We start from the raw sequence: 15730 nt of genomic DNA, 5'->3' as shown, positions 1-15730 counted from the left end.
ACTCGGGGACTCCTGAAAATCGCTGGCTGGGTGGGGGTGCATGCGGGGCGGTCGCCATTCGGGATACGCGAACTACCGACACGGTGATTTCACTGAGCAGATAGCTCAGAATAGGGGAGTTCCGTGCTTGCCAGCAGGGGTGGCAGGCGTGAATTCACCACCTCGGGACCGGGTTGGCTCCACACCGTGTCCTTGCGGCGAGGCCAGCGCCCGCTACGGTGCGCAGTGTCACAGTTCGCAGCGGGCGTCCCGAAGGGCCCGTAGGATGGTGGCATGTCTGCGACGAATCGCCGCCGTGTCCTGCTCGCCAAGCCCCGTGGTTACTGCGCCGGGGTCGACCGCGCCGTCATCACGGTCGAGAAGGCCCTTGAGCAGTACGGCGCCCCGATCTATGTGCGCAAGCAGATCGTGCACAACACGCACGTCGTGCGTTCTCTGGAAGAACGGGGTGCCGTCTTCGTCGAGGAGACCTCGGAGGTGCCCGAGGGGGCCACCGTGGTGTTCTCCGCCCACGGGGTCTCGCCGATGGTGCACGAGGAAGCCGCCGAGCGCGGCCTCAAGACCATCGATGCCGCCTGCCCCCTGGTCACCAAGGTGCACAAGGAAGCACAGCGCTTCGCCGCGGACGATCTCGACATCATCCTGATCGGGCACACCGGTCACGAGGAGGTCGAGGGCACCAGCGGCCACGCCCCGGAGCACATCCAGATCGTCGACGGCCCCGACGAGGTCGCCGCCATCGAGGTCCGCGATCCGGACCGGGTCTCCTGGCTGTCCCAGACCACGCTGTCGGTCGACGAGACCAACGCGGCGGTCGAGGCGCTGCGCGCCAAGTTCCCCAACCTCATCGACCCGCCCAGCGACGACATCTGCTACGCCACCTCCAACCGCCAGGCGGCGGTCAAGGAGATCGCGCCCGACTGCGACCTGTTCATCGTGGTGGGTTCGGCCAACTCCTCCAACTCGGTGCGCCTGGTCGAGGTCGCGCTGGACTCCGGCGCCGACGCCTCCTACCTGGTGGACAACCACACGTTCCTCAAGGACGAGTGGTTCGAGGGAGTGCGCACCGTCGGCCTGAGCAGCGGGGCGTCGGTACCCGAGATCCTGGTCAGGGAAGTCCTGGACCGTCTGGCCGAGCACGGCTACACCGACGTCGAGGAGATCGAGACCGAACGGGAGAAGCTCACCTTCGCCCTCCCCAAGGAGCTGCGGCCCCGCCGCAACAACGACGGCTCGATCGCCCACAAGCTGCTGCCGCTCTCGCCGGCCTGACCCCGGGCCTACTTGCGCTGCGCCATCCTGTTCCTGCGCCCGCTGAGCTCGTCGCCGAGCTCGCGGACGTTGGCGGGCAGGCCGCGCACGATGGTGACCACGAGGACCAGTGCGGTCCCGGCGAACAGCCACGGCGCGACCTCGGCGAGCCGCGTGCCCATGCCGATGGCCACGCCCCGTACGAAACCCTCGGTGCCCAGGGTCAAAACGGCTTCGGCGCTCAACGCCGCGGTGAAGTAGGCCAATGGAGGGCTGACGCTCAGGGACAGCAGGTCGCCGGAGCGCACCAGCAACGCGGCCGATGCGCAGGCCAGCAGGAAGCCGATCCCGTTGATCACGGGCAGTTCGGTCAGGCTGGCGACCAGCGCCGAGGCGAAGCTGAAAAGGACCATGCCGACGATCGCGCCGCGAGCGGTGAGGCGTACGGCCGCCGCTCCGGCGGGTGATATGTGTTCGCTACGGCGTTTCGGACGTTCGGTCCGGTGCGGTGTCCGTGCGCCGTCCACGTCGCGTGTCGTCATCACCGTGCGCTCCCTTGTGTGACTCACGGTATTCAGTGTGTCACCTCATGTGAAAAATCCGGCTCTCTCTGGTGTGTCGTGTCGTCGTTTTCATCGTCGCGACCACCGCTCGACTTCGTGCCGTACAACTCCTCTTGAGGAGAAAAACCCTCTTCATCCGATTCGGGAGTGGTTCCGGCGAACTGCTCTGCTGCGTGTTCGACGCTCGGCCACCCCCCGAGGTTGTCCCCGCGTCCTCGTGCGGCCTCTTCGGTGAGTTCGGCGGCGGTGAGCGCCCTGGCCTGATCCTGTACGCCCCGCAGGCGATCCAGTTCGCCTTCCACCAGCCCGAGCTCCCCGAACTTCCGAGCCGTCACCAGGACACGGGTCTCCAGGGAGCCCACGGTCTGGTTGTAGACCGCCACGGTCCGGGAAAGCGACTTGCCCAGCGTCTCCACGTGCCCACCCAATGTGGCCAACCGTCCGTGCAGCTGCTTTCCCAGCTCGAACACCTCGCGCGCGTTGGCGCTCAGTGCCTCCTGCTGCCACGCGTACTGTGCCGTGCGAAGCAGCGAGATCAACGTCGTGGGGGTGGCGATGTGGACCCGTTTGGCCATCGCGTACTCCAGCAGGCCGGGATCCCTTTCCAGCGCAGGGGCTAAAAACGCCTCTCCGGGGATGAACAGCACCACGAACTCCGGTGCCGGACTGAACGCCGCCCAGTACGCCTTCGCGGCCAGTTGGTCCACATGCGTGCGCACGTGCCGGGAGTGTGCCTCCAAGCGGCTCGAACGGGTGGTGGAATCCGGTGACTCGACGGATTCCAGATAGGCGGCCAACGAGACCTTGGAGTCCACGACGATGTTCTTGCCGCCGGCCAACCGGACCACCATGTCGGGGCGCTGCACCCCGTTGTCGGTGGTGACGCTCGCCTGCTCCTCGAAGTCGCAGTGGGCGGCCATTCCCGCCAGCTCCGCCACCCGGCGCAGCTGCAACTCACCCCACCGGCCCCGCGCTTCCGGGCGGCGCAGAGCCGTGACCAGGGCACCGGTTTGATCACGCAACCGGTCCGAGCCCTCCCGGACCATCTCGACCTGTTTCGCCAGCTCCGCATGCGCGGCACGCCGCCCGGAATCGGCTTCGTGCAACTGCCCCTCGACCCGGGACAGGGTTTCCTTCAACGGGGCCACCAGGTGTTCGATGGCCTGGCGGCGCTGGTCCAGATCGTGTCCCGCCTCAAGGTTCGCCGCTCGCAGCCGTCCCTCGGCGATCTCCATGAACCGCTGGTTGGTGGCGTCCAACGCCTGTGCCGACAAGGCCCGGAACCGTTCCGCCAACTGCTCCTCGATATAGGCCGCCCGCTCGTCGGCCGCTTCCGCACGGGCCTCGGCCCCGGCAGTGCGCGACCGGGCGAGCAACCAGCCCAGTGCCGCACCGACACCCAGGCCCACGAACAGTACGAGGAGCACATAAAACCCATCCATAACCCGCCATGGTCTCAACTCCGGAGCTTTTGGTCCCCGCGCCACGCGCAGGGGGCCGGCCCCGGTTCGACGGGCACGTCGGCGCCGGAGCGCTGCCGGGCAGCTCGCTCAGGCGTTCGGCGTACAGGTTTTCAGTGCATCGCCCCACAACCGGACGTTCTCCCAGAAAGCCGGTTCCGGCGCTTCGGGAGCGAACAGCCAGGTGCGCTCGCGCGGTGTGCGCGACGCCGTGATGGTTGTGCCGGCGGGATAGGGCGGAGGGCCACACAGATGGTGCCAGCTGTAGTCCAGGGGCTCCAGCAGTGCCATCAGCCGCTCCTCGACCCCGTGGTCGGGAACCACCCCGCACATGATCCACGGGCGGAACCGGCGCAGGATCTCCAGGGCGCCGGCGATGACGTCGGGTTCGGTGGGGCCGGTATCGATGCGCAGGACGGAAGGCACGATGTTGTCGCGCTCCCGCCAACGGGAGGCCGTGTCCACCCGAACCTCCACGCGGCCCAGCTCCGGCCGAAACCCCGATGTCAGCGAGTTCGACGCTTCGGAGACCGCTGACAGACGCAGCCAACCGGTTCCGGTGTGGTTGCTCAGCGCGGTCTCCTCCACCCGCACCGCGAGGCCGTTGGCCGCGGCGATCGCGCCGGCGGTGGCGGCGACATCGGGGGTCGGTTCGAACGCGTAGACGCGGCGGCGGCTCCGGGCGGCGGCCAACAGTGAGTAAAGGCCCACACCCGAGCCGATATCGAGCACCGCTCCGGGGCGGGCGTAATCCAGCACGGAAAGGAAGCAGCTGACGATCTCCGGCCGGTATCCGGCCAACCCCAATGCCTGGAGTCGGCGCGGTACCCAGTAATCGCCGGGGACCGACAGCGACAACAGATCCGGGCCGAGGGATTCGCCGCCTTCGCGCCGTGGCAGCACCAGATCGAAGGACCGCACCCTGGGCGGAAGCAGGGTGGCGTCGAGTCCGCCCAACACCTGGGGCAGGTGTGAGCGCAGGCAGCGCGTCGCGTACCTGACGTTCGGATGACGGCGTACGAACGCCCGAACCGGATCGGGAACCATTCCACCCCCCACCTCGCGGTCCGGACCGCACCGTCCGGACACCGGCACGCCTCCTGGCCGTGCCCTGGACAATGACGCTATCTCTGAGCTGGCCGGACGCGCAGGCGAATCCTTTCAAAGAACATTCGCGTCCGGTGAACCCGTGGAAGCGGGTCGGGCGGACAGCGGATCCTGACCCGGCCCGTTGGGGACCGGCGGGACGAGCACCTAGACTCAAGCCCCGTGAGTCTGTCTATTGGGATCGTCGGCCTGCCGAATGTCGGCAAGTCCACGCTGTTCAACGCCCTTACCAAGAACGATGCTCTGGCCGCGAACTACCCGTTCGCCACCATCGAGCCCAACGTCGGCGTGGTCGGGGTTCCCGACACGCGACTCGACACCCTGGCGGGGATCTTCGGTTCCGCCAAAATCATTCCGGCAACCGTCACCTTCGTGGATATCGCGGGTATCGTCCGCGGCGCCTCGGAGGGGGAGGGGCTGGGCAACAAGTTCCTCGCCAACATTCGCGAGACCGATGCGATCTGTCAGGTCATCCGGGAGTTCGAGGACCCGGACGTTACGCACGTCGACGGTGAGATCGACGCCTCGCGCGACATCGAGACCATCAACACCGAGCTCATCCTCGCCGACCTCCAGACGTTGGAGAAGGCCCTTCCGCGCCTGTCCAAGGAAGCCCGCACCAACGCCAAGGACAAGGAGCGCAAGCAGGTCCTCGAGGCCGCCGAGGCCGCGAGCCAGGTGCTCAACGAGGGCAAGCCGCTGTCCTCGGGCGGTCCGGCCGCCGGTATCGAACTCGCTCACCTGCGCGAGCTCAACCTGCTGACCGTCAAGCCGTTCATCTACGTGTTCAACCTGGACACCGACGAACTCGCCGACGAGGCGCTCCGCGCCAAACTGTCGGAGCTGGTCGCTCCCGCCGAGGCGATCTTCCTCGACGCCAAGATCGAGGCCGAGCTCGCGGAACTGGACGACGACGAAGCGGCCGAGCTCCTGGAGTCGTTGGGGCAGACCGAATCAGGACTGGCCCAGTTGGCCCGTGTCGGGTTCGCCACGTTGGGGCTTCAGACCTATCTCACGGCCGGCCCCAAAGAGGCGCGCGCCTGGACCATCGACAAGGGCGCCACCGCACCGGAGGCGGCCGGGGTCATCCACACCGATTTCCAGCGCGGCTTCATCAAGGCCGAGACGGTGTCCTTCGACGACCTGGTCGGAGCGGGGTCGATGCAGGCGGCAAAGGCCGCCGGCAAGGTCAGGATGGAGGGCAAAGAGTACGTGATGAACGACGGTGACGTGGTGGAATTCCGCTTCAACGTCTGACCCGTGTCCGGCCCGCGCCGACCACCGAGGCCACAGCTTCCTAACTGAACAGCGATTCCTCCCTTTCCGGTCAATCATCAATCCGGTAGTTGACCTCACCGAATACATCCGTTCAGTGAGGAATTACCCAGCTGTGCGGCTTTGTGGCAAAGCTGGGCCGGGTACATGGATTGGGTTGGTAGGAAACACGGCCCCGTAATGCGGTCGTAGATCCAGAGTCATGCCGCACCATAGAAGATGGGGTAGACAGGCGAAGGACGGAATTCGACTGCTCCAAGTGGCATGCCCGTGTTTGGGTGGATGGAGGCATGATGGCTCGCAGGTCGGCCGCGGGGCGCGGCGGTGTCCTGGAAGCGGACACCCCCGGCGTGGAGGCGGAGGAGACCTTCGACGCCGAGCCGGCCCAACGAGGCAGGTCACGGCGGCCCAAGGCGGGGGCGGGCGGCCGTTGGTGGGTGTGGGTCGGACGCGCCGTGCTCTGGGCGTTCATCCTCGTCGTGCTCTTCAACGGCATCTGGATGCCGTTTCGCGCCGGCTTCAACCAGCCGGCCCAGGAAGCGCCGCCCGAGACCGCCACGGTGAACTTCCCCGAGACCGCCGCGGCCTCCTTCGCCGCTCAGTTCGCCGCGATCTACCTCAACGCCGACCCCGAGGAGCCGGCGCAGCGGGCCGAGGAGCTTGCCGCGTTCGTGCCCGAGGGGCGGGCGGCCACGTTCAACCTCACCGGTGCCACCCTTTCGGCCACCGGAATCGAGGTCGTCGGCGTCGACGCGCTGGACGACAACAACGCCGTGGTACGTCTCACGGCCTCGGTCGGCGGCGAGCCGGTCAGCCTCGACGTCCCCGTCTACGCTTCCGACAACGGCTCCGCACTCGTCGTCTCGGGCCGCCCGGCCCTGCTGGCCGCACCGGACAAGGCCGAGCTGCCCGCGGCCCCCACGGTCGAGACCGATCCCCAAGCCGAAGGCGAGCTCCAGCCCAGGCTCGAAGGGTTCTTCGACGCCTATGCGCAAAGCCCCCAGTTCCTCGACCCCTTCATCGAGCCCGGCGCGCCTGTCGTCCCCCTGCCCACGGGAACGGTCGAGTTCGGCTCCCTCGGCGAGATCACCGTCCCGGTCGCGTCCTCCGGAAACGAGGACGTGCGCGTCGTCCAGGCCACCGTGGCGTGGCAGGTCCCCGGCGGCGGGAACAACGCCGAGCTGACCCAGAGCTACCGGCTCACCGTCGTCAAGGACGGTGAGTCCTGGTATGTGCGTGATATTCAAGGTGCCCCCAATTCGTTCGGGTGAGGCGGTGCGGGACACAATGACCGGCATCGACTCAGGCACTGTTTAAGGAGACGAAGGACCATGCAGAACACCAGCCGAACAGCGTGGATCACGGGGGGAACCGGTTAGATGCTCCCCCTCCTCCCCCTCGTTTCCGAATTCGCCGGGACCGCGGCCGACGCGGTGCGTCCCGTGCTCGTCCTGGCAGCCAACACCGACGGACCCAACACCACCGGCCTCGCGGACTGGTTGCGAGGCTTCTTCGGTCCACTGTTCCTCGTCATCGTCTCGATCGTGGCGATCTTCTTCCTTTTCACCAGGGAGATCACCCGATTCGCGCAGTTCATCATCCTGGCGATCTTCATCGGCATCGTTTTCTACGTACCAGGGATCATCGAAGTCATCGCCGTCGCCATCGCACGAGCCATGGGCGTGACCACCGAGTAGGAGGCCGGGGACGTGGATCTGCCCACGTACACCAATATTTGGCGTATCGAGAAGCGGCTGTACAAGCTTTATGATTTCCGGCTGCCCATTTCGCTTCCGCTCGTCACTGTCGGTGTCTGGCTGGGCGTGACCCTCGTCTGGGTCCTGCTCATGCAGTTTCTCCGCGTCCCCTTCGAGACGCCGTGGCACGTCCTATGGATCGTCCCCCCATGGGTGATCGCGTTCCTGGCGACCCGCCCCGTCATCGAGGGCAAGCGGCTCACCGAGCTTCTGCTCTCCCAGGGCCGCTATGTCGCAGAACCCAGGGTCTACACCCGGCTCGCGCCCCAGCACGAGCCGACGCACCTCGTCATCGCGATCCGGGTCTGGCGCCGTGACCCCGCGGCGGGCCCGCTCCCCGCCGTCAGCCGCAAGGCCGCCCGCGCTGCCGAGCGCGACCGCAAGCGTGCCGCCGCGCCGGTCCCGGAGACGGCAGCGGGGACCGAGAAGCCCAGAAAAGAGGCTGAGGAACTCGTTCCCGTCGCGGTCTCCGAACGTGCGGAGGCGGCACCCTCCACGGGCCGCAAGGTCCTGGACTACTTCGGTATCGCGCTCGTCCGTCCCGTCGCCTCCGCAGAGGAGGAAGCACCGCTCCCCAACGGGGAGAAGAGCACCGTCCCGGAGCGCTCCGAGGAGCGAACCCCCGCTGCCCTGCGCACCGAACTCGCCTCGATCAAACGCCGGGACGACGCCCCCAGCCGTCCACTGCCGTCGGGAACGGATTCTCCGGCCCACGGAGCAGTTCCCGGTCCCGACCACGAGAGCGATGCCTGGTACACCTCGCTGTCCGCGTCGTCCGGCCAGACCCCCTGGCCGTTGTCCTCGAAGAGCGCCTACGCCAGCAGTGACACCGCGGCCATGCCGCCTCCTCAGGACCGGGCCGCCGCGCGCCGCCGTGCGGAGGAGATCATGGCGGCTCCCGACCCGGAGGCCGTCACGGAGACGCGGTCCGCAGGGCCCGACACCCAGCCCATCCTCGCCTCGGACTACCTCGACGACGGCGAAGAGGACAAGCAGTTCGCCCAGCGTCGACTGCGGGGGCGGACCCAGAGCGTCGCCGTGGCTCGACGCCTGGAGCGTGTCCGCGCCAAGATCGCCGAGTCCCGGGGGACGGCGCAGGCACACGGCAACGGACTGCCCGCCCCCGCCGACGACGCACAGAACGACTCGGCCGAGGCTCCGAGACCACGGCCGCACGCAGCCCCCTGGGACCTCCCCCCAGTCGCCCGTACCGACGATGCGGGAATCCCGGAGCACCCCGACGGACAGCGTCCCCAGAAGAAAGCCGCCTCGGGCGTCGACGGCCACCAGGTCGCCGCCGCACCCGACACGGACCACACCGGTGGGGCGGACGACCGGCCTGCCGCCGAGCCGGTGCCCGAAAGCACGACGGGGCCCACGGCCGCGCTCGGGGCCGCCCCTGCGGCCCCTGCCGCCCGCCATGCAGATCCCGAGGCAGCGGAAGACGGTCATCGGTCCGAGCCCGTGCGCGACGAACCGGTCGCCGTCGAGGAGCTCGCAGCCGCCTCCTCCCCGGAGCCCCTCCGTACGGTTCACGCGATCGCGCTTCCTGCCGGCCCGGTGGAGGTGCCTGGCGACGACGCCGAGCCGGGAGCCGGTGCCGGGACAGGAGCTGTCCTCACGTCCCACCCGGAAGTCGACGCATCCGAGCCTGAGCCTGAGCCTGAGCCTGAGCCTGAGCCTGAGCCTGAGCCTGAGCCTGAGCCTGAGCCTGAGCCTGAGCCTGAGCCTGAGCCTGAGGCCACGACGACGGTTATCCCCCCGTCCGACCGAGCAAGGCCCGTCGTCTCCGGTCCCGGCGAGCGGTTCAAGCCTCCCCTGGAACTCGACCATGGAACCGGCGAACACGTCAGTTTCAGTGACGTCGCCCAACGGCCGACCGAGGACGACCTCGCCGCCGTCGAACGGGCGGCCCTGCTCCAGCGCGCCGCGACAGCCGACCAGGAACCACCCCAGCGTTCCGAGCGCCTCGCCCGCAACGTGCGCTCGGCAGGTACCGAGCCCGCCGAGCCCGTCGAGACCTCTGCGACAACCGGACCCGATCAGGGCGATCAGGCGGAACCAGCCGACGACAAAGGCGTTTTCACCCGGATCGCTTACAACGCGCGCAAGGTCGGTGAACTCCTCACCCCTGCCCGGGGCACGCAGGCATCCCGGGAAACCTCTCCTGACAACGCTGCGGAAAAGCCCGACCTGCAGCTCGATCACGGGACCGGGGAGCAGCAGCTGCTCTCGGGAACACCCAACATGCGCATCCTCGGAGGGGCGGACGACAGCGGTGTGCAGGGCGACGCCTCCACCGGGTCCGCCACTCGCGCTCCCGCCGTTCCGACCGAACATCACGAGGCGGGCCCACAGGTGTCCCTCGTGCGTGCCGACGACTCCTCGTCCAGCGGCGGGACCCGAGGGTGGCGCAGACTCGCCCGCGTGGTCACGGGAGGCAACACCCCCGTCCCCAAGACCGACCTTCCCACAGCCGACGTCAACCGGTTGCGCACACCGCTCGACAGTCCGCGCCGGATCGTCGTCCTGGGCTGTACCGGAGGGGCGGGGCAGACCATCACCACGCTGATGCTCGGGCACACCCTCGCTGCTCATCGCGACGACCGGGTGGTCGCCGTGGACGTCAACCCCGGGCCCAACGGCCTTTCCCGCCGTATCCGCACCGAAAGCCCCGAGACCGTCACTTCGTTGCTGGCCAACGCCGACAGCATCCACGGTTACCTCGGGCTGCGCGACTACACGTCGCAGTCACCCAGCGGGCTGGAGGTCGTCTGCACCCTCGACGACCCCTACGTACAGACCCTCGACGACCGCGACTACGCCAACCTGGCCGGAATGCTGGAGCGCTACTACCCGCTCACCCTCCTCGACCCGGCCGCCACCGGTGTCGCCCGCGCGCTGCCCATCGTGGACGGTCTGGTGCTGGTGGCCCCGGCCAGCTCCGACGCGGCCAGGGCGGTCGCGCTCACCTTCGAATGGCTCGACGGGCACGGCTACGCCGACCTGCGCGCCAAAGCAGTGGTCGTCATCAACGGTGTCAGCAAGCGCAGCCTCGCCGACGTCGACGCGGCCGAGCAGGTGGCCAGGGGCGGATGCCGCGCGATCGTGCGCATCCCCTGGGACGACCACGTCGCCTCGGCCCGCGGCACCATCGACGTCGAAGCGCTGCGCGCTACCACCCGCCGCGCCCACGCCGCGCTCGGCGGTGTCGTCATGGCCGGACTCGGCACTGCCACGGGCAGCCCCCGGCCCAGGACCGAGGCGAACCGGTGAGCGACGCACAGCACCGGCCCGATATCCGGCCCGATCTCCGGCCGGACAGGTCCTGGACGACGCACCCGAACCACCACCGCACTCCGCAGGAGGACACCCGATGAACGGCAGCAGGGGCTCCAGCCGGCTGGCGGTCCGTTACTTCGACGATCGTGTACTGCTCAGCGACACCGAAGCGTGGGCCTACTTCCGGCTGCCTACGGTGTCGTACGAGTTCTCCACGCCGGAGGAGCGCGAGGCCCTCGCCATCAACATCACGATCGCGCTCGCCGCGATCCGGATGAACGACGCCGAGGTCCACCTGAGGGTCGCCCACCGCACCTACCCGGCAGCTGACTGGGCCACCAAACTCGACCGCACCTCCGACTCCGGGCCCGGCTGGTACGACTACCTCGACGAGATGTACCGGCACGTGTGGGCCAAGGACTTCTGGAGCAAGGAGGTCTACCTCGGCGTCCGGCTGGGACAGCGCGGTGTGCGCGCCCAGCTGTCCCAGGGGATGTTCTCCCAGCTCTTCGGGGTCTACCAGCGGACCGAGCAGGTGCTGGGACTGGAGGACGACTCGATCGACGCGCGCGAGATCGCCCGTTGGACCGAGCAGGCCGAACGGTTGGGGCGGGCCCTTGCGGCGAGCTCGCTGCACGCCCGCCACGCCCGATCCACCGAACTCGCATGGCTGATCCGGCACGCCGTCACCAGCACCATCGAGGAGCCGCGCCCGTCCGCGGCCGCGCGGCGGCGATGGGGGCAGGGCGAGATCGAGGCGCTCGTGGACGGGACCCTGCACAACGGGCGCTCATTCCTGCGGTTGGAGCAGCCCGTCGGCGAAGCGTACGTCTCCTACCTTTCCTTCTCCCGTTTCCCCGACCTGATGGCTTTCCCCGACGGTGAGCCGTGGCTGCACTACTCCGACGCGCTGCCCTTCCCCGTCGAGGTGTCTCTGCGGATGAAGCTGGTGCCGCCGGCCAAGGCCAGCAAGGACGTCTCCCGCAAGCTCGCCCACGCCCGGGACATGGACGCCCACATGCGCGAGGCCGGCGCGGAGCCCTCCCTGGCCCTCGCCGAGCAGATCGACGCCGCACGCATGCTGGAGCACGGCATCACCAAGGAGCGGCTGCCCTTCGTCTACGGCTGGCACCGGCTGATGGTGTCCGCTCCCACCGAGGACCTGCTGGTGCAGCGCGTCGAAGCGGTGGTGGAGCACTACCGCGACATGGGCATCGACATCACGCAGTCCACCGGGGACCAGTTCTCGCTGTTCTGCGAGTCGCTGCCGGGGGACCGCCTGCGACTCAACGCCTACGCGCAGCGCCAGCCGCTGCGCACTGTTGCCGGAGGAATGCCCACCGCGACGGTCGACCTGGGCGACCGGACCGACGCGGGCGGTGCGGGATGGGTCGGCCCCTACATCGGCGAGACGTTGGGACGGGCCCGCGCCATCGTGCATTTCGACCCGATGGTCGCCGCGGCCCGAAACCGGCCCACCGCAATCGCCATCACCGGGGAGCCCGGCGGAGGAAAGACCACGCTCGCGCTGCTGCTCATCTACCAGCTCGCACTGCGCGGGGTCACGGTCGCGGCCATCGACCCGAAGGGTGACGCGGAGTCACTGGTGCGGCTGCTCCAGCGGAGGGGGCGCAAAGCCCGGATCATGTCGCTGGAATCAGCCGAGTCCGGACTGCTCGACCCGTTCGGGTTCGGTGACGACCTTCCTGCTAAGAAGACGATGGCCACCGAGACACTGCGTCTCCTGCTGCCCCGGATGAGCGAGGAACGCGAATCCGCGATGATCCAGGCGGTGGCGGCGGTGGCCAACCAGCCCCGTCCCAGCCTGGACAAGGTCGTCGCCTACCTCGAGGCGTCGCACGACCCTGCCTCCCGCAACCTCGGCGCGGTGCTGCGCTCCATGTCGGAGATGCGGTTGGCCAGCCTGTGCTTCGACCCCCAGGGCGACCACCAGATCGACTCCGAGGGATGGACCACCGTCTTCACCCTCGGTGGACTCACCCTGCCCGACTCCACCATCCAGCGCGACGACTACAGCTACGAGCAGCGGCTGAGCGTTGCGCTGCTGTACCTGGTCAGCCAGTTCGCCCGCCGTCTCATGAACGGGCTCGACCGTCGCCTGCCCAAGGCGATCTTCCTCGACGAGGCATGGGCGGTGACCTCCACGCCGGAGGGCGCCAAGCTCGTCCCTGAGGTGTCGAGAATGGGGCGCTCCCGCAACACCGCTCTGATCCTGGTCAGCCAGAACGCCGGTGACCTGCTCAACGAACAGGTCACCAACTGCCTGTCCAGCGTGTTCGCCTTCCGCTCCACTGAGCGGGTCGAGGTCGGTGACGTTATGGCACTCCTCGGGGTCGAATCCTCCGAGGAACACATGGCCGCACTCCGCAACCTCGGCAACGGCGAGTGCATCTTTCGAGACCTCGACGGCCGTGCCGGACGCATCGCCGTTGATCTCGTGTCGGACGAGCTGCTGAGGTGGCTCGACACCAACCCGACACGACAAAGGCCCGACGTTGAGGAGGACGGCGCTTTGGTCGGTACCACTGGGTTGGACGCGCGGGAGCCGCTGCGATGATTTCGACCCCACCCGCACGGCGGACCGGATGGCGTCGCATCGCCTTCCTCGCCGTCCTCATGTGCGCGTTCTTCCTCGTCCCTGTGGGGTCGGTGCAGGCGGCCGTCCCCGGCTGCGAGGGAGAGCCCGCCCCACAGCCGGAAGCGGCCGGTTCGGGCGCTGACGGTCTCCTGGTGCCGCCGCAGTCACAGGCGGCCATCGATCGTTCGCCGGACGGGCTACCGCCGGACGCCAGTCTCTACGGCCAGTACGGAACCTCCGGACAGCAGTGGCACGTCATTCGCGAGTCCTGTGTCGACAAGCTCGGTTCGAGCGCCGTGGCCACGCTCAGCAACACGGCGTGGGACCTCTCCAAGACCATCAACCAGTCCACGATCACCGTCTACCAGGCCGCCACCTCCGACGGTCTGCTCGCCAGTTTCAACCAGCTGGTCGAGAGCGTCGTGGTCGAACTCCGTGAGGGGATCTGGCGTCCCCTCCTGCCAACGGTCGTGATCCTCGGTGCGGTCTGGCTCGGCTGGTACGGACTCATCCGTAAACGGGTCACATTGACCATCGAGAGCGCGGTGTGGATGGTCCTTGCGACCGCGCTTGGCATCTGGATCCTGGTGAACCCCGCGCAGATCATGGGCTATGCAAGCACTTTGGTCAACTCCGGTGGGCAATTGGTCAACTCTGCGGTTTCCCGCGTGTCCATCTCAGGTAGCGCCAGTTCGTGCCCCACCGGCGCACCGGAAATCGAGAAGGCTGCCTGGGAGAGTGAAAATGATTTTGCTGTCAGAAGTAATTCTCAAATGCTCTGGTCCGGCCTGGTGTGCAGGCCGTGGATTGCTGGAGAATTTGGCACCGGCCCTACTGCTGATATTGCTGCGGAGCAACATGGGGTCGCGCTTCTGCAGGCGCAGGGAATTAGTAAGATTGAGCAGCAGCAAATCAATCGGGGCGAAGTCGATGCCAATGAATTGATTGAGGAGAAGCAGGGGCAGTACCAGGAGATTGCGGAGAGCGTTCAGTCGACCTATCCTGGAATCTACCCTCTCTTCGAGGGTAATCAACAGGGCGGTAGGCTTGGCGTCTCCACGCTGGCCTTGTTTGCTTCTATATTCGCTGGCGGTTTGATACTTGCGGGCTCTGTTGCGCTTATCGTCTTGAAGATCGGCTTCCTTCTTCTTCTGCTTCTTTCTCCGATATTTCTGTTGATTGGCATTCACCCCGGTTATGGGAGAATGGTTCTCATCAGGTGGATGGAGATGCTTCTCGGTATGCTTTTGAAGCAGATATTTGTTGTTCTTCTGATTTCCCTCCTGGTCATGTCCTACGGTCTGGTGATGTCCTCCACGCTTGGATGGGGGCTTCAGATGATCCTGCTGGCGCTCTTTACTCTGGCCTTGTTCATCTACCGAAAGCCGTTCGCCCACCTTTTCGCCTCGGTGAACGCCAACACCTTCACATCGAGGATGGTCAGCGACGCGATGAACAGCAGGGTGCTCGCCAACAGCGCCAACGTCCTCCCGCCGGTCGCCTACATGCGCGCCCAGAAGTGGGGGCTCAGGAACGCTCCCCAGTTGGCCGCGGCTGCGTCGGCGGTCCCGGCAGGCGGAGCTCCGCCCGTAGGAGGGATCCCCGGGGACGGGACCGAGCAGACCCGTGGAGCAGCGGCCGGCGCAGACGCCGGAGCCGGAGACGGTTCGCCCGTTCGCGGTGAGCAGACCCGGGCGCGCGGTGCTGCCGCCTACGGACGTGCCCACAACGCGGGGGCCGCTCCACCGTTGCACCTGGGGGAGCAGCCGGCCGGCGGCGCCGACGGGGGCAAGTCGACCACAGCCGCGCCCAGACGCACCTCCGACCAGGCGCCGCGACTCAGCGGTACCGCAGCGGCCGGCGGTTCCGCGGAGCCGCGCGGACCGATCCCGCCCCGGCCCTCCGGCGGGTACACCGGAACCGGTGACACGGGGTGGGGTTCGGTCTTCGGCACCGGTGGATCGTCCGGGAACGCCCAGAGGGCGCCCTCCGCCGCAGCGTCGAACGCCGCTGACGCCCCCCGCGCGGCAGCCCCCGACTCCGGGACCGGCCAAGGGGTCTTCGGCAGGCGGGCCGATGCGCCCCATCAGGACGGTGCTGCGCCGAGGGCCTCACGCTGGGCGGGCCTGGGCGCACGTGACCCGAAACGGACTCCGCCGCCCCGGCCGACCGGTCCCGCGCCGCTTCCCCGTGACAGCGGAAAGAGCGACAACTGGCTGAAAGGCTCGGGAAAGGACAAGGACGCTCCCACCAGTCCGTTCTGGACGGGGGACGCCGCCCGCCGCCGAGATGCCAAGCGCGACATCCCCTTCTGGCTGGACAACGATGACTAGCCAGCGCTTCCCGAGTGGTGGTGCGGCCCTTGAAAAAGGCGCGCACCACCACCGTGAACAGCACGTCCTCGAGACATAACCGACCGCTCCTTCGGCCAACCCG

10 protein-coding genes are annotated in these 15730 nt (G+C 67.8%); 7 read left to right on the top strand and 3 right to left on the bottom strand.

What is annotated here, in order from left to right:
* Nucleotides 1-273: 273 nt before the first annotated feature.
* Complete coding sequence (locus QSJ59_RS05820; protein ID WP_285757637.1) at nucleotides 274-1272, top strand: 4-hydroxy-3-methylbut-2-enyl diphosphate reductase; 999 nt, start codon at nucleotides 274-276, stop codon at nucleotides 1270-1272.
* 8 nt (nucleotides 1273-1280) lie between these two features.
* On the opposite strand, the gene QSJ59_RS05815 is transcribed toward QSJ59_RS05820, so the two are convergent.
* The 3 genes from QSJ59_RS05815 to QSJ59_RS05805 form a co-directional block, all read right to left on the bottom strand.
* Nucleotides 1281-1793: a DUF6542 domain-containing protein gene (locus tag QSJ59_RS05815; protein ID WP_285757636.1), complete on the bottom strand. Its 513-nt coding sequence runs from the start codon at nucleotides 1791-1793 to the stop codon at nucleotides 1281-1283.
* 32 nt (nucleotides 1794-1825) lie between these two features.
* On the bottom strand, nucleotides 1826-3256 hold the full coding sequence (locus QSJ59_RS05810) for a DNA recombination protein RmuC (RefSeq protein ID WP_285757635.1): 1431 nt from the start codon (nucleotides 3254-3256) through the stop codon (nucleotides 1826-1828).
* Between the two features lie 108 nt (nucleotides 3257-3364).
* Entirely contained in the window at nucleotides 3365-4321 is a 957-nt protein-coding gene (locus QSJ59_RS05805) for an FkbM family methyltransferase (protein WP_285757634.1), read from the bottom strand.
* A 222-nt stretch (nucleotides 4322-4543) separates the two neighbouring features.
* Between QSJ59_RS05805 and ychF the strand changes: the two genes are divergently transcribed.
* The 6 genes from ychF to QSJ59_RS05775 all read left to right on the top strand — a co-directional run bounded on the left by ychF (nucleotide 4544) and on the right by QSJ59_RS05775 (nucleotide 15627).
* Entirely contained in the window at nucleotides 4544-5638 is a 1095-nt protein-coding gene (ychF, locus tag QSJ59_RS05800; protein ID WP_285757633.1) for a redox-regulated ATPase YchF, read from the top strand.
* Nucleotides 5639-5949: 311 nt separating this feature from the next.
* Nucleotides 5950-6927: a conjugal transfer protein gene (locus QSJ59_RS05795; RefSeq protein WP_285757632.1), complete on the top strand. Its 978-nt coding sequence runs from the start codon at nucleotides 5950-5952 to the stop codon at nucleotides 6925-6927.
* Nucleotides 6928-7035: 108 nt separating this feature from the next.
* Nucleotides 7036-7353 (top strand): hypothetical protein, encoded by a 318-nt coding sequence (locus QSJ59_RS05790; protein ID WP_285757631.1) that lies wholly within the window; start codon nucleotides 7036-7038, stop codon nucleotides 7351-7353.
* Between the two features lie 12 nt (nucleotides 7354-7365).
* Nucleotides 7366-10689 (top strand): TcpE family conjugal transfer membrane protein, encoded by a 3324-nt coding sequence (locus tag QSJ59_RS05785; protein ID WP_285757630.1) that lies wholly within the window; start codon nucleotides 7366-7368, stop codon nucleotides 10687-10689.
* A 100-nt stretch (nucleotides 10690-10789) separates the two neighbouring features.
* Nucleotides 10790-13273 (top strand): ATP-binding protein, encoded by a 2484-nt coding sequence (locus QSJ59_RS05780; protein ID WP_285757629.1) that lies wholly within the window; start codon nucleotides 10790-10792, stop codon nucleotides 13271-13273.
* Entirely contained in the window at nucleotides 13270-15627 is a 2358-nt protein-coding gene (locus QSJ59_RS05775; protein WP_285757628.1) for a type IV secretion system protein, read from the top strand. Before QSJ59_RS05780 ends, QSJ59_RS05775 begins: the two co-directional genes overlap by 4 nt.
* The last annotated feature ends 103 nt before the right edge of the window (nucleotides 15628-15730 follow it).

The organism is Nocardiopsis ansamitocini, assembly GCF_030268225.1.
Taxonomy (GTDB): Bacteria; Actinomycetota; Actinomycetes; order Streptosporangiales; family Streptosporangiaceae; genus Nocardiopsis_D; species Nocardiopsis_D ansamitocini.
This window is presented reverse-complemented; position numbering and strand designations above follow the sequence as displayed.

Excerpts from the sequence above, each read along its gene's own strand:
- QSJ59_RS05820 (WP_285757637.1), top strand. The coding sequence starts at position 274 with ATGTCTGCGACGAATCGCCGCCGTGTCCTGCTCGCCAAGCCCCGTGGT.
- QSJ59_RS05815 (WP_285757636.1), bottom strand. The coding sequence starts at position 1,793 with ATGACGACACGCGACGTGGACGGCGCACGGACACCGCACCGGACCGAA.
- QSJ59_RS05810 (WP_285757635.1), bottom strand. The coding sequence starts at position 3,256 with ATGGATGGGTTTTATGTGCTCCTCGTACTGTTCGTGGGCCTGGGTGTC.
- QSJ59_RS05805 (WP_285757634.1), bottom strand. The coding sequence starts at position 4,321 with ATGGTTCCCGATCCGGTTCGGGCGTTCGTACGCCGTCATCCGAACGTC.
- QSJ59_RS05795 (WP_285757632.1), top strand. The coding sequence starts at position 5,950 with ATGGCTCGCAGGTCGGCCGCGGGGCGCGGCGGTGTCCTGGAAGCGGAC.
- QSJ59_RS05790 (WP_285757631.1), top strand. The coding sequence starts at position 7,036 with ATGCTCCCCCTCCTCCCCCTCGTTTCCGAATTCGCCGGGACCGCGGCC.
- QSJ59_RS05780 (WP_285757629.1), top strand. The coding sequence starts at position 10,790 with ATGAACGGCAGCAGGGGCTCCAGCCGGCTGGCGGTCCGTTACTTCGAC.
- QSJ59_RS05775 (WP_285757628.1), top strand. The coding sequence starts at position 13,270 with ATGATTTCGACCCCACCCGCACGGCGGACCGGATGGCGTCGCATCGCC.